This is a genomic window from Sphingopyxis sp. Soil_C_28, from assembly GCF_057657055.1.
The window spans coordinates 422,213-447,891 of record NZ_JBDGJE010000001.1; the positions used below are offsets into that span (position 1 = coordinate 422,213).

27 protein-coding genes and 2 tRNA genes are annotated in these 25,679 nt (G+C 63.4%); 15 read left to right on the forward strand and 14 right to left on the reverse strand.

Translation table 11 applies throughout. From position 1 onward, the window contains the following. Positions 1–4 precede the first annotated feature (4 nt). The 5 genes from cyoC to AC3A43_RS01920 are packed head-to-tail and all read left to right on the forward strand — an operon-like array spanning position 5 to position 3,570. A complete protein-coding gene (cyoC, locus tag AC3A43_RS01900) occupies positions 5–646 on the forward strand; it encodes a cytochrome o ubiquinol oxidase subunit III (protein ID WP_487790853.1) in 642 nt (213 codons plus the stop codon). Then, positions 643–1,035 carry a cytochrome o ubiquinol oxidase subunit IV gene (gene cyoD, locus AC3A43_RS01905; RefSeq protein WP_487790854.1) on the forward strand — a complete coding sequence of 131 codons (393 nt, stop codon included), beginning with the start codon at positions 643–645 and terminating at the stop codon, positions 1,033–1,035. Before cyoC ends, cyoD begins: the two co-directional genes overlap by 4 nt. Beyond that, positions 1,032–1,733: an SURF1 family protein gene (locus AC3A43_RS01910; protein WP_487790855.1), complete on the forward strand. Its 702-nt coding sequence runs from the start codon at positions 1,032–1,034 to the stop codon at positions 1,731–1,733. Before cyoD ends, AC3A43_RS01910 begins: the two co-directional genes overlap by 4 nt. Next, positions 1,733–3,040 (forward strand): ATP-binding protein, encoded by a 1,308-nt coding sequence (locus AC3A43_RS01915; RefSeq protein ID WP_487790856.1) that lies wholly within the window; start codon positions 1,733–1,735, stop codon positions 3,038–3,040. The genes AC3A43_RS01910 and AC3A43_RS01915 overlap by 1 nt, the downstream gene beginning before the upstream one ends. Then, on the forward strand, positions 3,037–3,570 hold the full coding sequence (locus AC3A43_RS01920) for a response regulator transcription factor (RefSeq protein WP_487790857.1): 534 nt from the start codon (positions 3,037–3,039) through the stop codon (positions 3,568–3,570). The genes AC3A43_RS01915 and AC3A43_RS01920 overlap by 4 nt, the downstream gene beginning before the upstream one ends. A gap of 10 nt (positions 3,571–3,580) precedes the next feature. Here the strand turns inward: AC3A43_RS01920 and AC3A43_RS01925 are convergent, their stop codons facing one another. From AC3A43_RS01925 to AC3A43_RS01945, 5 genes are all read right to left on the reverse strand, one after another. Next, positions 3,581–5,692 (reverse strand): prolyl oligopeptidase family serine peptidase, encoded by a 2,112-nt coding sequence (locus AC3A43_RS01925; RefSeq protein WP_487790858.1) that lies wholly within the window; start codon positions 5,690–5,692, stop codon positions 3,581–3,583. Between the two features lie 74 nt (positions 5,693–5,766). Beyond that, positions 5,767–6,189 (reverse strand): DUF4112 domain-containing protein, encoded by a 423-nt coding sequence (locus tag AC3A43_RS01930; RefSeq protein ID WP_487790859.1) that lies wholly within the window; start codon positions 6,187–6,189, stop codon positions 5,767–5,769. A 42-nt stretch (positions 6,190–6,231) separates the two neighbouring features. Continuing rightward, on the reverse strand, positions 6,232–7,749 hold the full coding sequence (locus AC3A43_RS01935) for an ABC transporter substrate-binding protein (RefSeq protein ID WP_487790860.1): 1,518 nt from the start codon (positions 7,747–7,749) through the stop codon (positions 6,232–6,234). A 59-nt stretch (positions 7,750–7,808) separates the two neighbouring features. Next, positions 7,809–9,161, reverse strand: a complete 1,353-nt coding sequence (locus tag AC3A43_RS01940; RefSeq protein ID WP_487790861.1) for an alpha/beta hydrolase family protein — start codon at positions 9,159–9,161, stop codon at positions 7,809–7,811. A gap of 18 nt (positions 9,162–9,179) precedes the next feature. Then, positions 9,180–9,265 (reverse strand) — tRNA-Leu (locus tag AC3A43_RS01945). A gap of 90 nt (positions 9,266–9,355) precedes the next feature. Here AC3A43_RS01945 and AC3A43_RS01950 point away from each other — a divergent pair. The 3 genes from AC3A43_RS01950 (at position 9,356) to AC3A43_RS01960 (ending at position 11,677) form a co-directional block, all read left to right on the forward strand. Continuing rightward, positions 9,356–10,303, forward strand: coding sequence for an ABC transporter ATP-binding protein (locus AC3A43_RS01950; protein ID WP_487790862.1), 948 nt, complete (start codon positions 9,356–9,358; stop codon positions 10,301–10,303). Continuing rightward, complete coding sequence (locus tag AC3A43_RS01955) at positions 10,300–11,067, forward strand: ABC transporter permease (RefSeq protein WP_487790863.1); 768 nt, start codon at positions 10,300–10,302, stop codon at positions 11,065–11,067. Before AC3A43_RS01950 ends, AC3A43_RS01955 begins: the two co-directional genes overlap by 4 nt. Positions 11,068–11,155: 88 nt before the next feature. Continuing rightward, positions 11,156–11,677, forward strand: coding sequence for a serine hydrolase domain-containing protein (locus AC3A43_RS01960; protein WP_487790864.1), 522 nt, complete (start codon positions 11,156–11,158; stop codon positions 11,675–11,677). Here AC3A43_RS01960 and AC3A43_RS01965 read toward each other — a convergent pair. The 4 genes from AC3A43_RS01965 to aroA form a co-directional block, all read right to left on the reverse strand. Continuing rightward, entirely contained in the window at positions 11,637–11,915 is a 279-nt protein-coding gene (locus tag AC3A43_RS01965) for an integration host factor subunit beta (RefSeq protein WP_487790865.1), read from the reverse strand. The genes AC3A43_RS01960 and AC3A43_RS01965 overlap by 41 nt on opposite strands. A 203-nt stretch (positions 11,916–12,118) precedes the next feature. Continuing rightward, positions 12,119–13,834, reverse strand: a complete 1,716-nt coding sequence (gene rpsA / locus AC3A43_RS01970; protein WP_487790866.1) for a 30S ribosomal protein S1 — start codon at positions 13,832–13,834, stop codon at positions 12,119–12,121. A 277-nt stretch (positions 13,835–14,111) separates the two neighbouring features. Continuing rightward, entirely contained in the window at positions 14,112–14,741 is a 630-nt protein-coding gene (locus AC3A43_RS01975; RefSeq protein WP_487790867.1) for a (d)CMP kinase, read from the reverse strand. Continuing rightward, positions 14,738–16,066, reverse strand: coding sequence for a 3-phosphoshikimate 1-carboxyvinyltransferase (aroA, locus tag AC3A43_RS01980; protein ID WP_487790868.1), 1,329 nt, complete (start codon positions 16,064–16,066; stop codon positions 14,738–14,740). The genes AC3A43_RS01975 and aroA overlap by 4 nt, the downstream gene beginning before the upstream one ends. Before the next feature lie 125 nt (positions 16,067–16,191). Between aroA and AC3A43_RS01985 the strand changes: the two genes are divergently transcribed. Then, positions 16,192–16,515 (forward strand): FYDLN acid domain-containing protein, encoded by a 324-nt coding sequence (locus AC3A43_RS01985; RefSeq protein ID WP_487790869.1) that lies wholly within the window; start codon positions 16,192–16,194, stop codon positions 16,513–16,515. Between the two features lie 124 nt (positions 16,516–16,639). Continuing rightward, positions 16,640–16,715 (forward strand) — tRNA-Ala (locus AC3A43_RS01990). A gap of 6 nt (positions 16,716–16,721) precedes the next feature. Here AC3A43_RS01990 and AC3A43_RS01995 read toward each other — a convergent pair. Together AC3A43_RS01995 and AC3A43_RS02000 are read right to left on the reverse strand one after the other, a co-directional pair. Beyond that, positions 16,722–17,315, reverse strand: a complete 594-nt coding sequence (locus AC3A43_RS01995; protein ID WP_487790870.1) for a hypothetical protein — start codon at positions 17,313–17,315, stop codon at positions 16,722–16,724. 31 nt (positions 17,316–17,346) lie between these two features. Next, positions 17,347–17,793 (reverse strand): RrF2 family transcriptional regulator, encoded by a 447-nt coding sequence (locus AC3A43_RS02000; protein ID WP_487790871.1) that lies wholly within the window; start codon positions 17,791–17,793, stop codon positions 17,347–17,349. A gap of 149 nt (positions 17,794–17,942) precedes the next feature. On the opposite strand from AC3A43_RS02000, the gene AC3A43_RS02005 reads away from it, so the two are divergent. The 3 genes from AC3A43_RS02005 to AC3A43_RS02015 all read left to right on the forward strand — a co-directional run bounded on the left by AC3A43_RS02005 (position 17,943) and on the right by AC3A43_RS02015 (position 20,181). Next, on the forward strand, positions 17,943–18,506 hold the full coding sequence (locus AC3A43_RS02005) for a hypothetical protein (protein WP_487790872.1): 564 nt from the start codon (positions 17,943–17,945) through the stop codon (positions 18,504–18,506). Beyond that, positions 18,503–19,207: a COG3904 family protein gene (locus tag AC3A43_RS02010; protein ID WP_487790873.1), complete on the forward strand. Its 705-nt coding sequence runs from the start codon at positions 18,503–18,505 to the stop codon at positions 19,205–19,207. The genes AC3A43_RS02005 and AC3A43_RS02010 overlap by 4 nt, the downstream gene beginning before the upstream one ends. Before the next feature lie 371 nt (positions 19,208–19,578). Further along, positions 19,579–20,181 (forward strand): HD domain-containing protein, encoded by a 603-nt coding sequence (locus tag AC3A43_RS02015; protein WP_487790874.1) that lies wholly within the window; start codon positions 19,579–19,581, stop codon positions 20,179–20,181. A 78-nt stretch (positions 20,182–20,259) separates the two neighbouring features. Here the strand turns inward: AC3A43_RS02015 and AC3A43_RS02020 are convergent, their stop codons facing one another. Both AC3A43_RS02020 and AC3A43_RS02025 read right to left on the reverse strand, forming a co-directional pair. Then, complete coding sequence (locus AC3A43_RS02020; protein WP_487790875.1) at positions 20,260–21,063, reverse strand: enoyl-CoA hydratase-related protein; 804 nt, start codon at positions 21,061–21,063, stop codon at positions 20,260–20,262. 597 nt (positions 21,064–21,660) lie between these two features. After that, positions 21,661–22,299: a hypothetical protein gene (locus AC3A43_RS02025; protein ID WP_487790876.1), complete on the reverse strand. Its 639-nt coding sequence runs from the start codon at positions 22,297–22,299 to the stop codon at positions 21,661–21,663. 76 nt (positions 22,300–22,375) lie between these two features. Between AC3A43_RS02025 and AC3A43_RS02030 the strand changes: the two genes are divergently transcribed. Both AC3A43_RS02030 and AC3A43_RS02035 read left to right on the forward strand, forming a co-directional pair. Beyond that, positions 22,376–23,971 carry a peptide chain release factor 3 gene (locus AC3A43_RS02030; RefSeq protein WP_487790877.1) on the forward strand — a complete coding sequence of 532 codons (1,596 nt, stop codon included), beginning with the start codon at positions 22,376–22,378 and terminating at the stop codon, positions 23,969–23,971. Positions 23,972–24,041: 70 nt separating this feature from the next. Then, a complete protein-coding gene (locus tag AC3A43_RS02035; RefSeq protein WP_487790878.1) occupies positions 24,042–24,506 on the forward strand; it encodes a hypothetical protein in 465 nt (154 codons plus the stop codon). Here AC3A43_RS02035 and dinB read toward each other — a convergent pair. Continuing rightward, a complete protein-coding gene (dinB, locus tag AC3A43_RS02040) occupies positions 24,499–25,629 on the reverse strand; it encodes a DNA polymerase IV (protein WP_487790879.1) in 1,131 nt (376 codons plus the stop codon). The two genes, AC3A43_RS02035 and dinB, sit on opposite strands and share 8 nt — an antisense overlap. Positions 25,630–25,679: the final 50 nt, after the last annotated feature.

Sequence of the window (25,679 nt, forward strand, 5' to 3'; positions counted from 1 at the left end):
TGCGATGAGTGCCAAGACAATCACCGCCCCCCCGACCTCGGCGAACGAGCCCGTCCAGTTCTACGACCTCGACGAGCATGCGCATCCCGAGGGGCACAGCACGATGCTGGGCTTCTGGATATATCTGATGAGCGACTGCCTCATCTTTGCGATTCTCTTTGCCTGCTATGCCGTGCTCGGCGGCAATTATGCCGCTGGTCCGGCGCCGAAGGATCTGTTCGATCTGAAGCTGATCGCACTCAACACTGCGATGCTGCTCTTTTCGTCGATCACCTATGGCTTTGCGGTGCTGCAGATGCAGCAGGGCAAGGTGCGGGGGACGCAGATCTGGCTTGCGGTGACCAGCCTGTTCGGGCTCGCCTTCCTCGGGATCGAGCTTTACGAATTCCACCACCTGATCGAGATCGGCGCGACACCGCAGCGCAGCGCTTTCCTGTCGAGCTTCTTCACGCTGGTCGGGACCCACGGACTGCATGTGACCTTCGGCATCGTCTGGCTGGTGACGCTGATGTTCCAGTTGTCGAAGCATGGGCTGATCGCTGCGAACAAACGCCGCGTGATGTGCCTGTCGATGTTCTGGCACTTCCTCGATGTCGTGTGGATCGGCGTCTTCACCATTGTCTATCTGATGGGAGTGCTGCGATGAGCGCCGATATCCACGGCCACGCCGCCGACGTGCATCACGAGATCGAGATGCCGCACGCATCGATGCGCGACTATGTCATCGGTTTTGTCCTGTCGGTGATCCTGACTGCGATCCCGTTCTGGCTGGTGATGACGATGCCGCTGAGCGCGGGCGCGACGGGCGCGATCATCATGGCTTTTGCGGTGGTCCAGATCGTCGTTCACATGGTCTTCTTCCTGCACATGACGCCGAAGGCCGAGGGCGGCTGGTCGCTGACCTCGCTCGTCTTTACGATCATCGTCGTGGTAATCATGCTCGCGGGATCGCTGTGGGTGATGCATCATCTCAACACCAATATGATGCCGGTGGCGCACGAAACGACAAGCCAGGTTACGGGTCAGGTCCCGTGACGCGCACCCGCCGCGGCGCCTTTGCCGCCGCGGCGCTGATCGCGGCGATCGCGCTCGCGGCGCTCGGCGTCTGGCAGCTCGAACGGCGCGCGTGGAAGCATGAGCTGGTCGCGGCGGTCGATGCGCGCATTCATGCGGCGCCCGTGGCTGCACCGGGTCCGGAGGGCTGGGAAAGGATTAGCGCGACGACCGATGCCTATCGCCGCGTGACCGCGACCGGCATTTTTCGGCATGACCGCGAGACGCTGGTGCAGGCGGTGACAGATCTTGGCCCCGGCTATTGGGTGCTCACGCCGCTCGAGACGCCCGGCTTCACCTTGCTCGTCAATCGCGGCTTTGTGCCCAAGAACCGGAGCGATCCAAGGACGCGGTCGGCTGGCAGGGTCATGGGGCCGATCACGGTGACCGGGCTGCTGCGCGTCACAGAGCCCGAGGGCGCTTTTCTTCGATCGAACGATCCGTCCGCGGGCCGGTGGTATTCGCGCGACGTCGCAGCCATCGCGAAGGCGAAGGGGCTGCGCAACGCCGCGCCCTATTTCGTCGATGCCGATGCGGCGCCCAACCCCGGCGGCTACCCTGTGGGCGGCCTGACCGTGGTGCGTTTTGCCGACAGCCATATGATCTATGCGCTCACCTGGTTTGCGCTTTGCGCGCTCAGCCTCTTTTTTGCATGGCGGCTCTGGCGTATCCGCGATTGATGACCAGCCCAACGATCCTGCCGACTGCGCCTGTAAGGGCACCCGCCGGTCGCCGCAACATGACGCTGCTGATCCAGCTGCGCTGGCTTGCGGTCGGCGGACAGCTTGCGACGATCGGGGTCGTCAGCGGACCGATGGGCATATCGCTGCCGCACGCGCCCTTGCTCGCGGCGATCATGGTGTTGATCGCGATCAACGTCATCAGTGCCGCCATGCTCCGCCGCGGCCGCGCGGTGACCAATGCCGAACTGACCGCGGTGCTGCTGTTCGACGTCGCGGCGCTCGGCTGGCAGCTCCACCACAGCGGCGGGCTCGCCAATCCCTTTGCCTCGCTGTTCCTGTTGCAGGTCGTGATCGGCGCGATCCTGCTGACCCCGCGCTCGTCATGGGCGATCGTCGTCGCGGCGCTCGCCGCGCTCGCGGCCTTGCGTATCGATCCGACGCCGCTCGTGCTGCCGCCTGCCTATGCGGCCGATCCGATGGGGCTGTATCTGAAGGGCAGCTTCGTCTGCTTCCTGCTGATCGCAGTACTGCTCGTCGCCTTCGTCACGCGCATCAGCCGCAATTTGCGCGACAGCGACGCCGCGCTGGCAACGAGCCGTCAGCGCGCTGCCGAAGAGGATCATATCGTGCGCATGGGTCTGCTCGCGTCGGGCGCGGCGCATGAACTCGGGACGCCGCTGTCGACACTGTCGGTGCTGATCGGCGACTGGAAGGCTGCGCCGCGCCTCGCAAAGGATCGCGAGATGCAGGAAGATCTGGCCGACATGGATGCCGCGGTGCATCGCTGCAAGGCGATCGTCAGCGGCATCCTGATGTCGGCGGGCGAGGCGCGCGGCGAGGCGCCCCAGCTGACGACGATGCGCGCCTTCCTGACCGATATCGTCACCGGGTCGCGCGCGCTGCGGCGACCGGGCACGGTCGAGTTCAACGACCGCTTCGGCGCCGATGTCGCGATCGTGTCCGACCCCGCGCTGCGCCAGGTGATCGACAATGTGATGGACAACGCCGCCGAAGTCTCGCCCGACTGGGTCGGCGTCACCGCGACGCGCGACGGCGACATGGCGGTGATCGAGATCGCCGATCGCGGACCAGGCTTCAACGACGAAATGCTCGAGCAATTCGGCCAGCCCTATCGTTCGACGAAGGGGCGGCCGGGCGGCGGCTTGGGGCTGTTCCTGCTCGTCAATGTGCTGCGCAAGCTCGGCGGCGGCGCGACGGTGGCGAACCGCGACGCGGGCGGGGCGTTGGTGCGGATTTCCTTGCCGATATCGTCGGTCGCGCGGCCCGGTGGAGAAACGATATGACCGAGCAGCGGCAATTGCTGATCGTCGAGGATGACGAGGCGTTTGCGCGAACGCTAAAACGCTCGTTCGAGCGGCGCGGCTATACGGTGCAGGTCGCGCACAGCCCCGAGGTGATGGACGTGCATTTGCAGACCTTCCGGCCGGGCTACGCCGTCGTCGATCTGAAGCTCGGCAATGCGTCGGGGCTGGCGTGCGTGCAGAGGCTGCGTGCGTCGGATGCGATGATGCGGATCGTCGTCCTCACCGGCTTTGCGAGCATCGCCACCGCGGTCGAGGCGATCAAGCTCGGCGCTTCCTATTATCTCGCCAAACCGTCGAACACCGACGATATCGAGGCGGCGTTCGACCGCGCCGAGGGCAATGTCGAGACGCCGGTGGGCGACCGCCAATCGTCGATCAAGACGGTCGAGTGGGAGCATATCCACCAGACTCTCGTTGAGACCGATTTCAACATTTCCGAAACCGCGCGCCGGCTCGGCATGCACCGGCGCACGCTCGCGCGGAAGCTGGAGAAAAGGCAGATTCGCTAAAGCGGCGCCGCTATTTCTTCTCCACCAGTTCGCGGAGCAGGAACCCGTGGAGCATCGCGGCGCGCACCGCGTCCTCGGCATGATCGGCGCCGACCGAGTGGCCCCCCTCGATATATTCGTGATAATAGACTTTGTTGCCGAACTCTTCGAGCCGCGCCGAATATTTGCGGGCATGGCCGGGGTGAACGCGGTCGTCCTTGGTTGAAAGATAGAGGAAGATCGGCGGATATTTCACGCCCTTGCGGATGTTCTGATAGGGCGAATATTTCGACAGGAACGCCCAATCCTCGGGCACATCGGGGTCGCCATATTCGGCGACCCATGAGGCGCCCGCGAGCATTTTGTCGTAGCGCCACATATCCTTGATCGGCGAGCCCGAGATCACCGCGCCGTAGAGGTCGGGGCGCTGCGTCATCGCCGCGCCCACGAGCACCCCGCCGTTCGAGCGGCCCGAGATCGCGATCTTGCCCTTGGCGCTGACCCCGGTGCGGACCAGATCCTCGGCGACCGCGTGGAGGTCGTCGAAACTGTTCTGGCGCTTTTCACGCAGCGCCGCCTGATGCCAGGCGGGGCCATACTCCCCGCCACCGCGGATATTCGCGAGGACATAGGCGTTGCCGTCCTCAACCCAGAACAGCCCGAGGGGACCGGCGCGGTAGGGCTGGCCGGTAAGGTACCCCGGCGTCTGCGCCGAGCGGAAGCCGCCATAGGCGTGGATCAGCGCGGGGACGGGGCCGGTCGCCCCCTTCTTGCGCGCAAGGAAATAGGGGATTTTGGTGCCGTCCTTCGATGTGGCAAACCGCTTTTCGACCGTCATGTCCTTGGCATCGAAGGTCGCAGGCAGGCTCTGGACGGCTTGCGGCGCCCTGTCTTCCGAAACCGCGTAGAGAGTCGGCGGCATCAGCATTGTTTCGGCGGACGCGAGCACGATGTCGCGTTTGCCCACCGTGCCGGCGATCGCAACCGTGGCATTGGCGGCGAGCGGAACTTCCTTCTGGCTCCACTCGCCGGTCTTGGGATCGCGGCGCAGCGCGAACAGCTTGCCCTCGACGTCGTCGAGCGCCTTCACCCAAAGGATATTCTCGGTCGCCGAGACATTCTCGATCGCCTGCGCCTTGGTCGGCGTCATCGCGGTGATGATCTTGACCTGCCGGTCGGCCGACATATCGTCGAGCGACAGCGACACGAGCGAGCCGGCGGGAATGTTGGCCCAATCCTGATTGAGGAAGATGATCAACTGCCCATCGATGACGTCGCGCACGCTGGCGGTGTCGGGGATGATCGACGAAATATAGCGCGATCCGTCGATGTTCGGCAGCTTGGTATCGGCGGTGTAAAAGGTCTTGCCGCGGCTGATCATCGGCCAGCGCTTGTCGCCATCGGTGAAGGCGAACACATTCATCCCGACATCTTCATGCTCACCCTCGGCCAGCGTTTCGGCCGAGCTTAGCGGCGTGCCGCGTTTCCAACGCTTGACGATGCGCGGATAGCCCGATGCGGTCATGCTGCCCGCGCCATAGTCGGTCGCGACAAGCAATGTGTCGGCATTTTCCCATGTCACGCTGCTCTTGGCTTGCGGAAGGGTGAAACCGCCGTCGACGAAAGCTTTGGTCGTGCGGTCCCATTCGCGCACGATGTCGGCGTCGGTGCCGCCGGGACTCAACGAGACGAGGCAGCGTTTATAATCGGGCGCGAGGCAGTCGGCGCCGTGCCACACCCAGCTCTGCTTTTCGGTCTTGCCGAGCGCATCGACGTCGATCAGCGTCGTCCATATGGGCTTGCCTGCAAGATAGGCGTCGAGTGGGCTCTGGCGCCAGATGCCGCGCGGATTGGCGGCGTCGCGCCAGAAATTGGTGATCGTCTCGCCCATCACTTCGCCGGGTTCGGCGATCTGGCGGTCGTCGTCTAGGATATCGCGCGCGCGCTTGCGGTCGGCCTCGAAGCCCGGGCGGCCGATGATCAGCTTGTCGGTTTCGGCATTTTCCTTTTTGACCCAGTCGAGCGCCTTCTTGCCCTCGATATCCTCGAGCCAGAGATAGTTGTCGGCGTCCTGCGGCGCAGCGGTGGCGACGGCGGCAATGGAACAGCTGAGGGCAAGCGCGGCAAGGCTGGCGCGGATCATTTGGAAGTTCTCCCCTGGGGTGTGGCGGTGCTGTGCTAGCAGCATTGGACACCCCAAGGGAAGAAGGCGAAGCGCTATTGGTCGATGATGATCGTGCCCGGATGATGCTTGTCGAGATGCTTTTTGATGATTTTGAGGTTGCGGGTGTTCGACCGGAAAAAGAAATCGAAGGCATCGCCGACGAGTGGCACCGCGCCGAGCGCGGTGTCGACACCGAGATTGCCGACCATGCGCCAGATCTTCCATTTCGGCATGCCGAGATTGCGCGCTTCCCAGATCAGATAGGCACCCATCGTCGCGGCGATGACGTCGCCGACGACGGGGACGAGGCCGACGATCGCGTCGAGGCCGACCGGGCGGTTGATGCCGGGAATGATGAAGCTGCGTTCGAGCAGGATTTCCAGGGTCTCGACGCGCTTGCGCAGCGCGGCGGGGTCGCTGCGATTGGAAATCAGGGCGTCGAAAATCGCATCGGGATTGGGGGGCGAAGGGGCCATCTGGGTCCTTTCAAAAGCGCTCGAAGGTGAAGCGCCGCTGTATTAGTTGGGTATGGCAATCAAATGATTCAATGGGTGCTGCGCGCGGCCGTTGGCGCGCAGCCCCGTCAGGCGCTGCGACGCGACCGACCAGCGCAGCGGCGTCGCGAGCGGAATGAAGGGGGCGTAGCGAGCCAGAACGGCCTCGGCTTCGCTGACCTGCACGCGCCGCTGGCCAGCGTCGATGTTTTGCGTCGCCTGATCGATCAGCTCCTGCACCTCGCGATTGCACAGCGTATCTCGGCGACATGACAGGCGGCGCAACCCCCATAAAGGGTCGTCGTTGGGGGCAACCTCGTCGATCAGGCGAAGGTCGGCGGCCGATGCCATGCCCACGCGCTGGCTCGGCACACCGATCGCGTTAAAGTCGGCGGAAACATAAGCGAAGAGAATGCGGCCGCCGGGGGTGTCGGGTACGGCGATACGCAGCGGTGCGATTTCGCGGCCCGTGCCGCGCCACGCATCAACCGCGCGTTTCGCCTGCGCGATCCGCGACGCCTCGTCATATTCTGCCCAGGCGGGGACCAGCGGCGCGGGGCCGCCATCGCGGGCGTAGAGAGCCGGTCGCAACGTCACCTGCGGCTGCCATTCGGCGAGCCCGAACGCCTCGATCAGCCGCTCGCGACGGATCGCACGAACCAGTGCATCGCGGTTGGCATCGGTTGCAAGAAACCCCTCCGCGCGGGCGAAAGACAGGCCGAACAGGCCGGGGACAGGATCGACGACGAGCCGCGAGCGGCCGATGTTCGACGCGGCGAAATAGGGCAGCGTCGAGAAACGGCCGCCGACGACGCCGTCGGCATAGCCGTTCTTGAAACGGGCAAGCGCCCCCGCGGGCGAAGTGCCGGTGAGTTCGATCGAGGCGGCGGGATCGTTCGCTGCGGCGGCGGCGGCCTCCTGATCTTCGGCGAGCGGATCGGGGACGGGCGAGAGCAGCACCGCGCGCCCGATCTTGCGCGCGCGCATCGGCCCCCAGCGCATGCCGCGGTTGACGATCGCCATCGACGGCTGGGCGAGGAGTTCGAGGATCGCGGGCTGCGGCACCGCAAGGCGAATTTCGATGACGGTGTCGGTCATCGCCTTGATCGTCTCGATTTCCGGAAAATCGCTTTTCAGGACATGGCGGCTGGCGGGAGCGAGATAGGATCGCAGGATGGCGGCGACATCTTCGGCCGTCACCTTTCGGCCGTTCGTCCATTTGGCTTCGCGAAGGCGGAAGATATAGCTGCGCCCGTCGGTCGTCACGGTCCAGCGGTCGGCGAGACCGGTGTCGATCTGCCCTTCGCCGTCATAGCTGACGAGCCCCTGCGAGGTGGCGTCGAGCAGGGCGGCGTTGGCCGCGGACAATTCGCCGTTGAGCGGGGAGGCGGCGGCATTGATCGGGCCGATGGCCGCGATCTTGACAGGACCGCGCTCGCCGAACAGGCCGCAACTGGCAAGCGACAGGATCGCCAGACTGGCGATAATCCTGCGCTGATATGGTTTCGTCCCGAACCTCGATATGTCAGTTTTGAGCAGCATCGCGGCCATCATAGTGATGCGGCGCAAAACCGGAAGGCCCATCCAGCCGCCGGGCCGCCTCAATTCCCGGCCGGGTGCGTGATTTCGGCGTCCCCATAGCTTTCCGCAAGTTTGCCGCCCTTCGCATAGTCGACGAGCAGCTGGAAATAGCCCGGCGTATAGCGGGTCGAAATCCGACTGCCGTCAGCCACCGATTCGAATTCGGTCATGCCATGCTCGGCCTTGGGAAAGACGGCGAGGGTGATCGGTTTGCCGTCGCGGATGAGCCCGCCCACCCGTCGGACGGTTTCGCCCACGGGCGCGTCGATATCCTGCCCGCCGAGTGCCCAAAGCTGCGGCACCGCCACGGCGCGCAGCGTCGGCATCGGATCATAATGGACGGGGGTGCCGAAGTTATAGACCTGCCCCCTGGTCCGGATTTCGTCCGCCGTCATGCCGAGAATGATATGGGTATAGTTGCCGTACACATCCTTGTACCAGGGTTCGCCGCGATAACGCGCGCGCACCGCATCGAGTTCGTCGATGCCGTCGGCCATGCCGCTTTCGAATATCCGGGTAGCGGCGGCGCCGATTTCCTGGGCTTTGGCGATCACGTCGGGGCCATAGCCTTTGAGGCCCATCTGGAAGGCGATCGCCTCGCGATCCTCATCGGCAACCGATACCGCGAGGCCGAAGCTGACGATCAAGAAGTCGATCTTGGTCCGTGTCGCCGCGATCGGGGCGATCCAGCCGCCCTGGCTCGGGCCCTGAAAGCCGAAGCGTGTGCCGCGCGGCCCCGCCATCCGGCGCGCCTCCGCCAGCGCAGCGACGGCGTCGTCGGCGAGCAGAGAAAAGACCTGCGTATATTTGTCGCCCGACGCGCCGGTGCCGCGCTTGTCGTAGACGAAGGCGCCGACCCCGGCGGCGGGAAGCATGCGTTGCAGCATATTGGTAGCGCGCGCCGAATCGGGTTCGGAGCCGTGGAGCAGCACGACGATCGGCACCGGGCCATCGCCGGGCGGCAGGATAAGGCGGCCGACGAGGCGCGTGCCGTGGCTGGTGAAATTGGTCTCGTGCGTGACGAGCGAAATGCGCTGCGCGACACGGTCGCCGAACTGCATCGTTCCCGATGCACAGTCGCCGAACCGAACCTGCAGGCCGTCGGGCCGGTCGGTCCAGCCCGCGCTGTTGATCCAGCCGTCGCCGTTTTTGACCAGTTTCCCGCTGGTCCCGTCGAGATTGCGCCAGCGAAGCGCGCCTGCCGTCGAGGTCGCAATGTCGATCACGCCGCCGTCCGGCAACCGATACGCGCCGACCCTGCAATCCTCGGTCGCAGCGGCGGGACCCGCGAGCTCCAGCGCCGCTATCGCCAAAGTCGCCGCGCGCCACCATGGCCGAATCTTGCTGATGGCCGCTCTTCGCGCGTCGGGCATATCGATATCCTGCAAAGTTGGTGCGGACGGCGGGACTTGAACCCGCATGACACTAGGCCGGCAGATTTTAAGTCTGCTGCGTCTACCGATTTCGCCACGTCCGCACGGCGCAGCCGGTCAAGCCGATGGGTCGATTGAGGTCAAGCGATGTTTGGCGCTTCACGGCATCGGGCGGCTCGGCTAGACGGCATGACATGACAGCAGTCCTTGAAATTTCCGGCCTCGGGAAAACCTATAAAACTGGCCATACAGCGCTCAGCGATGTCGACCTGACCATCAACAAAGGCGAGATTTTCGCGCTGCTCGGGCCGAATGGCGCCGGCAAGACGACGTTGATCAGCATCGTCTGCGGCATCGTGACCGCGACCGCGGGCACCGTGACCGTCGCCGGGCACGACCATGCGCGCGACTATCGAGCGGCGCGGACGATGATCGGGCTGGTGCCGCAGGAACTGCATACCGACGCGTTCGAAACGGTGCTGGCGACGGTCAGTTTCTCGCGCGGGCTGTTCGGTAAGCCGCGCGACCCCGCGTTCATCGAGCAATTGCTGCGCGACCTGTCGCTGTGGGACAAGCGCGATTCGAAGATCATGGAGCTGTCGGGCGGCATGAAGCGCCGCGTGATGATCGCGAAGGCGCTGTCGCACGAACCCGAAATCCTCTTTCTCGACGAGCCGACCGCAGGCGTCGATGTCGAACTGCGCCGCGACATGTGGCAGATGGTACACGGGCTGCGCGAACGCGGCGTGACGATCATCCTGACCACCCATTATATCGAGGAGGCCGAGGAAATGGCCGACCGCGTCGGGGTGATCAGCAAGGGGCGGCTGATCCTGGTCGAGGAGAAGCACGCGCTGATCAAGAAGCTGGGACGCAAGACGCTGACGCTCAACCTTGCGGAGCAACTGGATGCGGTGCCCGCCGAACTTGCCGACTGGAAACTCGAGCTGGCGGGCGACGGGCATGAGCTCGTCTATGAGTTCGACAGCCAGGCGGAGGCGACGGGCGTGCCGTCGCTGCTGCGGCGGATGAGCGACATCGGCGTTGCCTTCAAGGACCTGCATACGAAGCAAAGTTCGCTCGAAGATATTTTCGTCGGGCTGGTGCACGAAAGCAACGACGCAGCGGAGAAGGCGGCATGATTTCGAATTTCCGCGGTATCCGCTCGATCTACCTGTTCGAAATGGCGCGCTTCGGGCGCACCTTCTGGACCAGCCTGATGCTGCCCGTGATCACCACGGCGCTCTATTTCGTCGTATTCGGATCGGCGATCGGCAGCCGGATGAGCGAAGTTGGCGGTGTTCCTTATGGTGCCTTCATCGTGCCGGGGCTGATGATGCTGACGATGTTCACCGAAAGCATCAGCAACGCATCGTTCGGCATCTATATGCCCAAATGGACGGGCACGATTTACGAGATGCTGTCGGCGCCGCTTTCGCCGCTCGAAACCGTGATCGCCTATGTCGGTGCCGCGGCGACGAAGTCGGTGATCATCGGGTCCATCATCTTTGCCACCGCGCACCTGTTCGTCGATATACAGGTCGCGCATCCGCTGTTGATGGCCGCCTTCATGATATTGATGGCAGTGACCTTTTGCCTGTTCGGCTTCATCATCGGCATCTGGGCGAAGAGTTTCGAGCAGTTGCAGGTCATCCCGATGCTCGTCATCTATCCGCTGACCTTTCTGGGCGGCGCTTTCTACTCGCTCGACATGCTGCCGGCGGCGTGGCGGACGATCACGCTGTTCAATCCCGTGGTCTATCTGATCAGCGGGTTTCGCTGGACCTTCTTCGGCGAGGGCGACGTCGCGATCGAGGTCAGCATGGGCGCGGTGGCCTTCTTCCTGGCGCTGTGCCTTGGCGTGATTTTCTGGATGTTCCGGACCGGGTACCGGCTCAAGAACTGATCACAAAGCGCCTGTTGTACCGGTGCGCTGGCCCGCTGGCGGCGGGACGTCGCGGTTGTATTGCCGAACCGACATTTCGGGAGGCAATATGACCACATTGAAGTTTCGCGCGGCAACCCTGTGCTTTCCGGTGATATGGGCGCTGCTGGCGCCGTCACCGGTTGCTGCGAAAGCGGCAGCCGCTTCCACGATCGCGATAGCCGCCGCTCCGCTGCCGGTTGTGGACCAAGTAATCGAGAAGGCCGACGCGTATCTGCAGGCGCAAGTCCGGAACGACATGTTCAGCGGGACCGCGCTGATCGCACGCGATGGCGAACCCGTTTTCGTCAAAAGCTATGGCATGGCGAATTACGAACTGGGTACGCCGAACAAGCCCGACACAACCTATCTGTTCGGATCGGTCATCAAGCAGTTCACCGCGGTGGCGATCCTGCAATTGCAGGAGCAGGGGAAGCTGAAGGTCGGCGATCCGATCTGCTGCTATCTTGAAAACTGTCCGCAAAGCGCCCTGGCGCCGCCGCGCATGGGCGTCGTCCGTGGCGCTTTACACGACGGTGCGGTGCACGGTGTCAATCGTTCAGGCGCTCGCGCATTTCCTTGCCCGGCTTGAAATAGGGCACGCTTTTCGCCTTCACGTCGACTGCAGCGCCGGTTCGCGGATTGCGACCGGTGCGCGAGTCGCGCGAACGGGTTGAAAAGGCCCCAAATCCCCGCAGTTCGACACGGCCCCCAGCGGCCAGCTGTTCGACGATGGAATCGAAGAAAGTATCAACGATGCGCTCGATTTCTTCGAGCCGCAAATCGCTGTTTTCGCTCGCGATCTTTTGAACCAGTTCTGACCGGATCATGTGCTTCCCCTATTATACAGTCACGCATTTCCCGCCGAGGCAGGCATCCGGTCATTGCCGGTCTTTTTTGCGTGAGACCCCTCCCAACGCGGGGGGAAGGTATCACGAATCATGGCTTGGTCAAAATATATCGCCGAAACAAAAAGGCCCGCAGAGGGACACTCTGCGGGCCTTTTGTTTCGCCTGACGGCGGGAAGAGGAAATTAATCCTTCTTGCCGGCCTTCAGTGCTTCGCCGAGGATGTCGCCGAGCGAGGCACCCGAGTCCGACGAACCATATTGTGCGACAGCCTGCTTCTCTTCGGCGATCTGCATCGCCTTGACCGAGAAGTTCGGCTTTTTCGAGCGGTCGAAGCCGATGACCATCGCATCGAACTTCTGACCGACCTGGTAACGTTCGGCGCGCTGTTCGTCGCGGTCGCGGCCAAGATCGGCGCGCTTGATGAAGCCGGTGGCGCCATCGTCGCCAGCCTGAACTTCGAGGCCGTTGTCACGGACTTCGAGGACGGTGACGGTGATGACGTCGTTCTTCTTCACCGAACCAGCAGCAGCGGCGCCGGTGCCGCCAACGGCCGGAGCACCCTTTTCAAGCTGCTTGATGCCAAGGCTGATGCGTTCCTTCTCGACGTCGACGTCGAGAACGACGACCTGCACGGCCTCGCCCTTGCGGTGGAGGTGCAGCGCTTCTTCGCCCGAGATGCCCCACGCGATGTCCGACATGTGAACCATGCCGTCGACGTCGCCCGGCAGGCCGACGAACAGACCGAATTCGGTCGCGTTCTTGACTTCGCCTTCGACGACCGAACCGACCGGATGCGTATCAGCGAATGCGCCCCAGGGGTTCGACTGAGCCTGCTTGAGGCCCAGCGAGATGCGGCGCTTGTCGCTGTCGACTTCGAGGACGATGACATCGACTTCCTGGCTCGTCGAAACGATCTTGCCGGGGTGGACGTTCTTCTTGACCCACGACATTTCGCTGACGTGGACCAGGCCTTCGATGCCGGCTTCGAGTTCGACGAACGCACCATAGTCGGTGATGTTCGTGACCGTACCCGACAGCTTCGCACCGACGGGGTATTTGGCGGCGACGCCTTCCCACGGATCGCTTTCGAGCTGCTTCATGCCGAGGCTGATGCGCTGCGTGTCGCGGTTGATGCGGATGATCTGAACGCGGACGGTGTCACCGATGTTGATGACTTCGCTCGGGTGGTTGACGCGCTTATAGCTCATGTCGGTGACATGGAGCAGGCCGTCGATGCCGCCGAGGTCAACGAACGCACCATAATCGGTGATGTTCTTGACGGCGCCTTCGATGATCTGGCCTTCTTCGAGGTTCAGGATCAGGCCCGAGCGCTGTTCGGCGCGCGTTTCTTCGAGGATGGCGCGGCGCGACACGACGATGTTGCCGCGGCGACGATCCATCTTCAGGATCTGGAAGGGCTGCGGCAGGTCCATGAGCGGACCGACGTCGCGCACGGGGCGGATGTCGACCTGCGAACCGGGAAGGAACGCCACGGCGCCGCCGAGGTCGACGGTGAAGCCGCCCTTGACGCGGCCAAAGATGACGCCTTCGACGCGAGCTTCCTTGTTGAATTCTTCTTCCAGGCGGTCCCAGGCGGCTTCGCGGCGGGCGCGATCGCGGGACAGCATGGTTTCGCCATTGGCGTTTTCGACGCGGTCGACATAGACTTCGACTTCGTCACCGACCTTGATGTCGGCCTTCTGGCCCGGCATCGCGAATTCGCGCAGCGGCACGCGGCCTTCGCTCTTCAGGCCGATGTCGATAACTGCCAGGTCGTTTTCGATCGCGGTCACGGTGCCCTTGACGACGCGGCCTTCAAAGCCGCCGTCGGCACCACCAAGCGATTCATCGAGCATCGCGGCGAAATCGTCGCGCGTCGGGAAAGCCGTAGTGGCCATAGATGTGTTTCCTTACTTCATTTGTTCCGGCCAAGCGGTTGGTTCCGCTGGTCTTAATGGCCGATCTGCCATGCCTGCCGGATGCAGGACACAGCATCCTTCGAACCATTGCCGTCAAGCCATGGGCAAAGCAGAATGGGCGCGACGGGTTCATCCCATCACGCCCGGCGCTCGGGTTTCGAGCGGCGGTTTGACCATGCCTCGACCTGCAATATAGCCCGTCGGACGGCGCGCATATAGTCCGCACCCCCCACCAAAGCAAGGCGGAAAGCCGGTTTTAGCCGCGGCGCGTCCGGCGCCCTTCGACGAAGGCGATGGCAGCGGCGAGCGCGGCGCTCTTGTCCATGCCGGTATTGTCGAGCAGCATCGCGTCGGCCGCGCGGAGCAGCGGCGCGTCGGCCCGGCCGGTGTCGCGCGCATCGCGGGCGTGCACGTCGGCGAGCACGGCGTCATAAGTCACATCAACGCCCCGGCCGCGCATCTCGGCGTGACGGCGGCGCGCGCGCTCCTCGGGGCTGGCGGTGACGAACAGCTTTGCGTCGGCGTGCGGCGCGATGACGGTGCCGATGTCGCGTCCGTCGAGCACGGCGCCGCCCGGCTGGTTGGCAAAATCGACCTGGCGTTGAAACAGTGCGGCGCGGACCTGCGGATGAACCGAGACGCGGCTGGCGAGGCCGCCGGTGGTTTCATAGCGCAGCGCGGGATCGTCCAGCAGGCTGTCGGGGAAATCGCACGCGGCGAGCGCGTCGATGGCATCGTCGGCATCGCCATGATTGAGCTGGGTCTGATAGCCGACCGCGCGATAGAGCAGCCCGGTGTCGAGCACGGGGAGGCCGAAATGCTCGGCGAGCTGGCGGGCGAGCGTGCCCTTGCCCGACGCGGTGGGCCCGTCGACGGCGATGATCATTGCTGAAGCACGGTCAGCAGGTTCTCGAAATTGGGGAAGCTGGTTGCGACGGGGGCGATATCGTCGATCGTCACCGGCGCCTTGCTGACAAGGCCCGCGATCGCAAAGCTCATGCAGATACGGTGGTCGAGGTGGCCGGCGATGGTCGCGCCGCCGGGCAGCGCTTCGCCGCCGGTGCCGTCGATGATCAGGCCGTCTTCGGTCTCGTCGACGCGCGCACCGATCGCGGCAAGGCCGGTGGCCATGACTGCGATGCGGTCGCTTTCCTTGACGCGCAGTTCGTCGAGGCCGGTCGTGACCGTCCGGCCCTCGGCGAGCGCGGCAGCGACGAACAGGATTGGGAATTCGTCGACCATGCTCGGGACGATCGCCGGGTCGACGTCGATGCCCTTGAGCAGGCTGTGGCGAACGCGCAGGTCGGCAACGGGCTCGCCGCCGACGGTGCGGGCATCCAGCAACTCGATATCGCCGCCCATTTGTTTGAGGACCTCGACCAGTCCCGCACGGGTCGGGTTCAGGCCGACATTGGCGACGATGACGTCGGAGCCCGGGACGAGCAGCGCGGCGACGATGAAAAAGGCGGCCGACGACGGGTCGCCGGGCACAACGATCGTCTGCGGCTTGAGTTCGGCCTCGCCGCGGATGCGAATATGGCGCGTCCCGTCGACATCGGTCTCGACGGTCAGCTCGGCGCCAAAGCCGCGCAGCATGCGTTCGCTATGGTCGCGGGTAGGAACGGGTTCGATCACCTCGGTGATGCCCGGCGTGTTGAGGCCCGCAAGCAGCACGGCGCTCTTGACCTGCGCCGAGGCGACGGGGAGGCGGTAGGCGAGGGGGATGGCGGGAGCGAGGCCACGCACCATGAGGGGGAGGCGTCCGCCGGGAGATGCCGAGATGTCGGCGCCCATCTGCGACAGCGGATCGATGACGCGGCCCATCGGGCGGCCCGACAGGCTGGCGTCGCCGACAAAGGTCGCGGTGATCGGGTGGCTTGCGACGAGGCCCATCAGCAGGCGGGTCGAGGTGCCGCTGTTGCCCATGTCGAGCGCTTCGCGGGGCTGGAGCAGCCCGCCGACCCCGACACCGTCGATCACCCATTCGCCATCGCCCTGGCGTTCGATCGTTGCGCCCATCGCACGCATCGCGGCGGCGGTGGCGAGAACATCATGCCCCTCGAGCAGGCCGGTAACCCGGCTGGCCCCGACGGCCAGAGCGGAAAGCATCAGCGAGCGGTGCGAGATGCTCTTGTCACCCGGAATCGCGATCCTACCTTCAAGCGGAACGGAAGCGGAAAAGCTGCGCGGCGTGGCGGTTTGGTCGGTCATGGCGTGGGCGCTTTTGACAGCGGCCTTGCAATCTGGCAAGGCGCACGCCGATTTGATGGATGCCGCGCAGGCACCCGTCGCTTTCCAGAAATTCTAATCTCTTTCCAGAAGGTTATGAGGCATTTATGATAAAGGCTGAATGGGGCACGAAGCGTAGCTGCCCGAAATGTGCAACCCGATTCTATGATTTGACCAAGGATGATCCGATCAACTGCATCAACTGCGGTTACAACTGGATCCCGGAATCGGTTCTGAAATCCAAGCAGTCGACCCCGTTCGAAGTCGAAAAGCCCGGCAAGGTCGTGAAGGAAGAGGTCGTCGTCGACGAGGATCTGGATCTCGACGTCGATGTCGACGAGGACAATGATTCGCCCGACAATGACGTCGACCTCGGCGGCGACGACGATCTGGGCGTTGCGACGGCGGACGACGACGACGTCGAAACCTGATTTTTTCTGTGGGGGGCCAAAAAGGCATCGCAAGATGCATTTGGCCCCTTGCATCGCTCGCCTGCACTGTTAAAGGCGGCAACCCGATCGCACCACCCAGAGGGACGATCGGCAGAAATGGTACGGGGCCTTAGCTCAGCTGGGAGAGCGCCTGCATGGCATGCAGGAGGTCAGCGGTTCGATCCCGCTAGGCTCCACCATTTCGCTCACGGCTCCAGCCGTATCTCTCCAAAGACATTCTTGAGCAGCGTTTCGGCGGTGGCGAGCGCGATCGGCGGGGCCTTGCCCGCGAAGGGCTTGCCGCGCACCGCATAGTTGAGCGTGTAGATCGTGTCGCTGTCGCGAAAGATCAGGATGAAGTCCTGCTCGCCCGCACCCGCGAGCGCTTTCGGGTAAGCGCCGGGCGGCAGCGAGGCGCAGCCGTTGATGATCAGTGAGCGCCTGAGCTTGCCGGCCAGCGCTTCCTCCCCATTGTCCTGATAGATCAGCCCGACCTTGCACGCCGCGGGATAAAAGGCCTGCCGCGCGATCTGCGCCGTCGGTTGCGGCGAGGTGCCGAGCCCGCGATACGCCTGGATCGTCACCAGCCGCGTCCAGTTGGCGACCGTTTCACCCCGCGGCACATATTCGATCAGCAGGTTGGAGCCATTATCCTTGTCATTCGCGCGCACCATATCGACGGGAAGCGTGAAGCTGAGCGTCCGGGCATAGAGAGGGACCGTTTCAACCGCGCCTTTGGCGGTGGCGGAATGGGGCAGGGCCAACAGGGAAAGAGCCAGTCCGGTGACGATCCGCTTCATGCGCTACTCCTCGGACCTAGGCGGGCCGCCGCTATTCGGCCGCCTCTTCCTTTTCGAAGAGCGGCTCCATCTTGATCGGATCGGCGAGCGTGATGCGGTCGAGAATCGACGCGGTGTCGTCGCGGACCTTCAGCATCAGGCTGCGCATCCGGCATTCGGATTCGGGCAGGCAATTCTTGCAAACTTCATGCGCGTTGCGCGCAGCGCAGGGTACGAGCGCGAGCGATCCGCGCGTCAGCCGGACGAGGTCGCCATAGCTGATGTCGATCGGTGGCAGCGCGAGCTGATAGCCGCCATCGCGCCCGCGCTGCGAAATGAGCAGGCCTTCGCGCGCCATTTCCGAAAGGATGACGGTCAGGAATTTGGGCGGGATGTTCTGCGCGTCCGCTATATCCGCGAGCTGGACCTGGCCCTTGCCCCAATGGTCGGCAAGATGCTGGAACGCGCGGATCGTGTAGCGGGTCTTTTGCGAGAGCATGGCGGCGTTACTGTGACATATTCATCGCTAATTCAACCTGTGTGGCAGAGATTTCCGCAAGAGTTGATGAAAATCACAGCGGGTGGCATGAACTACCCCTAAAGAGGTCGCATGGTTGCCCGGTTTCGGGCGCGGCAAGGGTGGATTTTATGATGCGTAAAATATTGGCGACCCCGGCCGTACTGGCCGCCTGCCTGCTCGCGATTACGCCGGCACAGGCGCAGTTCGGCAGCCTGCTTCGCAAGGTCACGACGCCAGCCCCCAAGCCGAGTGAGGAAGGCAATGGCGGCTGTCCCAAGGGCAAGAAGGGCAGCAGCATCGGCCGCAATATCCTCGGCAATGTGATCAACGACGCGGTCGGCGACGCCGCTAGCAAGGCGGGCGTCTATAGCTACGTCCCGATCGGCGAAGTCAGCGGGACGCTGACCGACGCGATCGCGTGCCGACTCGATCCTGCCGAGCAGGTTCAGGCGGCGGCGGCGACCGAAGAGGTGACACGCGGCGAAGAGGTTGGCGCGACGGCCAACTGGACGAGCGAAACGCGCGAGAATGTTAGTGGGTCGTCGATGGTCGTCGCACGCAATGACGAGGCGGGCGGCCGAAAATGTATCAAGGTAACCGACTTTGTCATCGTGGACGGTGAAGAGACCCGGGCGACCAAGCGGATGTGCAAGGAGCCAGGGCAACCGCGCTATGCGATAGCTGAAGGATGAAGCGGCTCCGTCATCCGTTGCTTGGCCTGTTGGCGCTGTTGACGCTTGGCGCGACGCCGATGGATCCCGTGAACAGAAGCTGCCCGCTTAATCCCAACTGGTCGAACAATTCAACGATGCAATTGACTCCTGCGATGCGGGGCGGTGTGAAGGTCCTGCTTGCCGAGGGGCGCGTGGATCCGGATTTGCCGAACCGATTGCGGAAGGCTCTTGGTGCCAATCCGGACGTCGAAGAGATATGGCTGCGCTCACCGGGTGGGGATGCACGTGCGGGCAACGCTGCGGGACGCATCATTCGCGCGCAGACAGGCCTCACCACACGCATACCGGAGGGGTGGGCGTGCTTCAGTGCGTGCAATTTCGTCTTCATGGGCGGGATGCCACGATATGTGGATCGCGGCGGGCTCTTTATAGTTCATATGTTCACACGGACCGGAGATCGCAGTGCGATCGACATGAGCGTCGCTATGGGGACGGACGCCACTACGGAGTTGATCGGGGAAGTTGAGCAAGATGCCGCGATGTTGGCAAGTGAAGACAATGATTTCTTGATCAAGATGGGGGTTTCGCGAAAGTTGCTGACGAACGTCATGTATCGTCAGAAGGCAATCAAGGGGAGCGGGGAGGACCAGTCGACTCGGCGTTGCCTTACTGCGGAAGAAGTGATTTATTATGGTGTTGACAGTCGCGATGTTAATTGAGACGTTCTTTATCCAACTCTTGTTTGGAGAAGGTAGTTATGCGCGATCTTTCAAATGAAGAAATTCTACACGTGAGCGGGGGCTCCGGCATAGTTGTATCGGATATTTACATAGATCGATCGGGGAATGAGCAGTGGTCCTATAGCTATATGACCATGGGCGATGACCATCGATATCATACTGTGGCAACTTTGGATGGGTCGTTTTTTTCGGAACTCATGGGCGGTTGGGCCGCGCTTCCTTGATTTTTTGCGTGACGCAGGTGGACGCAGGCTGCTTCCAGATGGTGGCGGCCTGCGATCTCTGTCGCTCATATAAGGTTGCGAAGAGAAACGAATGGCTTAGACTGGCGGCCAAAAGGAGAGGCTGCCATGAACGAGATGACGCACGATCACGCCAAATTCCGCTCGATGATCGACGGAACGCAGGAAGATTGGGACATTATCGCGCGCGAACAGAAAGAATTCGCACCGCAGAATGGCAAGCGCATCCTCGATCATCTGAAGCTGCTCGGCGGCGATTATGGCGGTTTTCCGGTCGACCGGCTCGAACATTGCCTGCAAACCGCGACCCGCGCGCACCGCGATGGCCGCGACGATGAATATGTCGTGATGGCGCTGCTCCACGACATCGGCGACACGCTGGGCGCGTTCAACCATCCCGACGTCGCCGCGGCGATCCTGAAGCCCTTCCTGTCAGAGGAAAATCTGTGGATCGTCCAGCACCATGGCGTGTTCCAGGGCCACTATTTCTTCCACTATCTCGGGCTCGACCGTGACATGCGCGACCAGTTCAAAGACAGCCCGCATTATGCTGCTTGCGCCGAATTCTGCGAAAAATATGACGCGCCGGCGTTCGACCCCGATTACGACAGCGAGCCGCTGGAATTTTTCGAGCCGATGGTGATGCGCCTCTGCTCCTATCCGCGCACGAGCATCTACAAAAAGGTAATGGTCGAGGAAGCGGCGGAGTAAGCAAAAAAAACCGGCGAAAACCGGAGTCATCTGGCGTTAGTGAACCCCGGCTTTCGCCGGGGTTCACATTTGTGGGGCTTACTTGCCCTTGAATTCGACCTTGCGCTTCTGGACGAATGCCATGATGCCCTCGACCGCGTCGGCGCTGTTGCCCGCGATGAACTGGCCCTTCGCTTCGGCGTCGAGCGTCTCCGAATAGCTTTGTGAAAGACCATCGCGCAGGACCTTGCGCATTGTGCCCAGCGAGACCGTTGGGCCGTTCGCAAGGCGCGTGGCGAGCGCGCGCGCTTCGCTCAACAGGTCGGCATCATCGACGCATTTATAGACCATGCCCCAATCGGCGGCCTGTTCGCCCAAAATCTTCTCACCCAGCATCATCATCTGCGTCGCGCGCGGCAGGCCGATCAGGCGCGGCAGCAACCATGATGAGCCGCCGTCGGGGACGAGGCCGATGTTGACAAAGGCCTGGAGGAAATAGGCGCTCTTGCCCGCGATCGTGAAGTCGCCCGACAGCGCAAAGCTGCATCCGACACCCGCAGCAGGGCCGTTCACTGCGGTGACGACGGGAATGTCGAGGTTCGCAAGCGCGAGCAGCATCGGGTTATAATGGTTGCGCAGCGCCTTGCGGCTGTTCGCGCCGCCACCGACCGCCGACGCGGTGCGGTCGCCGCCCAGATCGGCGCCCGAGCAAAAGCCGCGGCCCTCGCCGGTGATGAGCAGCGCGCGTGCGCCGAGCAGCGGCAGATAGTCGAGCGCCGAGCGGATATCGTCGGCCATCGCGGGCGGCATCGAGTTCAGGCGGTCGGGCCGGTTGAGCGTGATCGTCGCGACATGGTCGGTGATGTCGAGCTTGATCGTGTCGAAGGTCGGGATGTCGGTCATGGGGAAGAATCCTCTCGCAGGTGCTTTACCTTTACGTTCACGTAAAGTTGTGACTCATTTGCGGGAGGAGTGCAAGAGGGAAGGGGTCGGGAGGCGAGATGTCCGGTACGACCAATTGCGGACATGCGATCCTCCCTGTGGCGAAGCCATGGGGAGGTGGCAGCGCGAAGCGCTGACGGAGGGGCCCATGGCGCGACGTTGCGGCCCCTCCACCACCGCCTGCGGCGGCGGTCCCCTCCCCATCGCTGCGCGACAGGGAGGACGTGCCCCTTAATCGTCACCCTTGGCTTGACCCGGGGCCTGTCTCGCCTTTCAACGTAGAGGGGAAGGAAGGCGGGTCCCGGGTCAAGCCCGGGGTGACGACGGGGACCATCCGCTTTCCACCCCCAACGCGGCTTCCAGACGATCAACTGAAAACGCTTTCCTACATTATCGTGCCGTGCCAGCCTCGGATTTGGTCTTTGAAATCGTCGGCGTCCGCTACATGTTTCCTAAAGCGACAAAAGAGACAGTTTTCGCGTCCGCATGCGTATCTTTTGTCGCCTTAAGGCCTCAAAGGACATAAATTCGTTGCGTGCATGCGAGGCTTTTAGGGCTTTAAGGGTCGCCCAGCCGCGCGAACCGCATATCGCCCTCAGCGCGATGCAGCGTCAGCCCACGCTCGGTCTTTTCGGCGCAGGCACCCTCGAAATTCACGACGCCGATGTCGTTCGGAACAATGATCACGCGCAGCTTGCCGCCGTCGGCTTCGGTCAGTTCATAGCGCGGCGCGGTGATTCCATAGATCGGTTCGCGCACTTCGATCCAGCGCGGGATGCGCTTGTCGTCGTCGGGCATCGTCCAGCCATAGACTTGTGTGTAATCCTCGACGGGATCACCGCTGTCGAAGCCGATCGTGAAATCGACGCCGGGGATGCCTTTGCCGCCCGGCCAGGTGACGAGCAGCGTGGGGACACCGCCATCGACCTCGATCAGCGCGCCTTTCTCCATCGCGGGCGGCACCGGTTTGGGATCGGTGGTGAGGCAGACCATGTTGTCGCGTGCTTCCCACCGGCCCTCGGCGCGCTCGTCGAGGGCGCCCGCCGCGAGCATATATTGGAAACGGCCATCATTGCGTATCAAGAGCCCGCCGCCGACGTCGGGCCCTTCGGTGAGGCTGTATTCGCCGACGAAGGGGGAATCCTGCGCGGCGGCGGGGAGGGCGATCAGCGCGGCGGCGAGGAGCAGGGTTCGCATATCTTGACCATGCGGCCGCTGCGGCGCCGACGCCAGCCCTTTCCACTTGCCCTGCCACCTGCTAGGCGCCCGCGCCATGTCCCAGAAGCATCCCGACCGCCGTACCTTCGCCATCATCTCGCATCCTGACGCGGGTAAGACGACGCTGACCGAGAAATTGCTCGTCGCCGGCGGCGCGATCCATATTGCGGGCGAGGTCAAAGCGCGCGGCGCCGCGCGGCGTGCACGCTCCGACTGGATGAAGATCGAACAGCAGCGCGGGATTTCGGTCACCTCATCGGTGATGACCTTCGAACATGCTGGGCTGGTCTTCAACCTGCTCGACACGCCGGGACACGAGGATTTCAGCGAAGACACCTATCGCACGCTGACCGCGGTCGACAGCGCGGTGATGGTCATCGATGCCGCCAAGGGTATCGAGCCGCAGACGCTGAAATTGTTCGAAGTCTGCCGGCTGCGCTCGGTGCCGATCATCACCTTCATCAACAAGGTCGACCGCGAAGGGCAGACCCCGTTCGAGCTGCTCGACGAGGTCGCCGACCGCCTCGCTCTCGACGTCTGCCCGATGAACTGGCCCGCCGGCATGGGCGGACAGTTTGAGGGCATCTACGATCTCGTCGACCCGGCGCTGATGGTGCCCAGCGGCGATGCGTCGCGAATGTATGAGGGCGAACGGATCGCAGTCGAAGGGCTGGACGACCCGATGCTTGCTGCGCGGCTGTCGCCGCGCGCAATGGCGCTGCTCGAGGAAGAAACCGAGCTGGCGTCGGCCTGTTATGCGCCTTTCGACGGCGCGGCGTATCGCAATGGCGACCTGACGCCGGTGTTTTTCGGATCGGCGCTGAAGGAATTCGGCATCGTCGACCTGCTCGCCGGCCTCGCGAAGCACGCGCCGGGGCCGCAGCCGCAGCCCGCCGAGCCGGCGCCGGTCGATCCGACCGACGCCGCCGTCACCGGCTTCGTGTTCAAGGTGCAGGCGAACATGAACCCCGCACACCGCGACCGTATTGCCTTCATGCGCCTCTGCTCGGGCAAATTCGAACGCGGCATGCGGTTGATGCAAGGCGGGACGGGCAAGGCGATCGCGATCAGCCGCCCGATGCTGTTCCTCGCGCAGGACCGCGAAATGGCCGAAGAGGCGTTTCCGGGCGACATCATCGGCATTCCGAACCATGGCACGCTGCGCGTCGGCGACACGCTGTCTGAACGCAGCGATATCACGATCACCGGCCTGCCGAACTTCGCACCCGAACTGCTGCGCCGCGTCGCGCTTGTCGATCCGACCAAGACCAAGCAGCTTCGCAAGGCACTCGACGATATGGCCGAGGAAGGGATCATCCAGGTCTTCTATCCCGAAATCGGCTCGAACATGATCGTCGGCGTCGTCGGACAGCTCCAGCTCGACGTGCTGATCAGCCGCCTCGATGCCGAATATAAGGTCGAGGCAAAGCTCGAGCAGTCGCCGTGGGACACCGCGCGCTGGATCGCGAGCGACGATGCCGCGGCGTTGAAGTCGTTCCAGGCCGACAACCGCGGCGCGGCGGCGACCGATCGCGACGGCGCGCCGGTGTTCATGGCGAAGGACGCGTGGGAAGTCGGATATGTGACGCAGCGTCACCCGGCGATCCGCTTTACGGCGACGAAGGAACGGCGCTTCGCCCCGGCGGCGTGATGCTCAGGCTTGATTGCGCCTTGCTACAGGCTCACCATCATGCCGGGTCAGGCAAAGGTGGGAGCTGTCGATGCGCGGATTGGGATTGTCGTTCGCCGCGGTGCTGTTGCTGAACGCGCCGCCCGCATGGGCGCAGCCAAAAATCAGCCTGCCGATCGCGCAGGGATTGTGGATCAACGCGGCCGGCCCATGCGCGAGCGCGACCAATGGCTATATCTTTGACGGCGCGCGCTGGGGCGCGGTCTATTATTACGGGCCGAACGCCAGCATGGGGCCCGTCGCCGAACTGGAAAACATCGGCCGTACCACCGTGCTGAAGGATGGCTTTACCAACATGCAGCTCGGCGAGACCGAAGGCGTCGGCTATTTCCATGTGAAATCGTTGGCCCCCAGCCGCATGATGTTGCGCACCGGCGCGCCAAGCCCTGAAGGCATCCAGGTGACGGAGGACACGCTCGTTCGCTGCGCCTTCTCCACGCTGTCGCCGAAGATGAAGGTGGAGATCAGGAAAGTCGCGCCCGCTCTGGCTAAATAAGGCTGAGAAGGTCCGAAGGCGCGGCGGCGCCTTCCTCCTCTTCATCTTCTTCGCCCTCGAACTTGCTCAGAGTGACGCCAAGCAGGCGGATGCCCTGTTCGGTCGGGAGCAGCGGGGCGAGGATCGCTTCGCCCGCAGCGAGCAAAGATGTGCCGTCGAGGATCGGAGCAGAGACCGATTTGGCGCGCGTGATGGTTTTGAAATCGGCATAGCGCAGCTTGAGCGTCACGGTGCGGCCCCGCGCGCCTTTCTTTGCCGCGCGGTCCCACACGACCGTGCAGACATGCGCGAGCGCTTCGCGGATTTCGGTGTCGGTGATCAGGTCGTTGAAGAAGGTGCGCTCGCCACCCAGCGATTTCAGCGGACGGTTCGACTTGACGCGGCGATGATCGATCCCGCGTGCGAGATTATAAAGCCATTCGGCGCTGTTGCCGAAATTCTCGGCGAGCCACATCGGGTCTTTTCCCGCGAGATCGGCGCCCGAAAAGACACCGAGTCCCTCCATCTTTGCCGATGTGACGGGGCCGATACCGTGGAAGCGGCGGATCGACAGCGTCTGGACAAAGGCGGCGCCGCGGCCGGGGGGAATGACGGTCATGCCATCGGGTTTGTTCTGGTCGGAGGCGAGCTTCGCGATGAATTTATTATAGGAGACGCCGGCGGAGGCGGTGAGACCGGTTTCTTCGCGAATGCGCTGGCGGATCAATCTGGCGGTCGCGGTCGCGCTGCCGAGTCCGGCCTTGTCGGCGCTGACGTCGAGATAGGCCTCGTCGAGCGACAGCGGCTCGACCTCGTCGGCATAGTCGTGAAAGATCGCGCGGATCTGCTGAGAAACCTCGCGATAGGCGTCGAAGCGCGGCGGCACGAAGATGAGGTCGGGGCACTGGCGCTTTGCGGTGATGCTGGGCATGGCCGAGCGGACCCCGAACTTGCGCGCTTCGTAACTCGCTGCCGCGACGACGCCGCGCCGCGACGAGCCGCCGACCGCGACGGGCTTGCCGCGCAAGGACGGATCGTCGCGCTGTTCGACCGACGCGTAAAAGGCATCCATATCGACATGGATGATCTTGCGGACCGTGGCGTCCGCGATGTCGCCCGGGGGCTGGTCTTCGCCGTCTTGCACGGCGTATCTTTAGCATGTTGCCAAGATGTTCTCAATGGCGCGCTCGACGA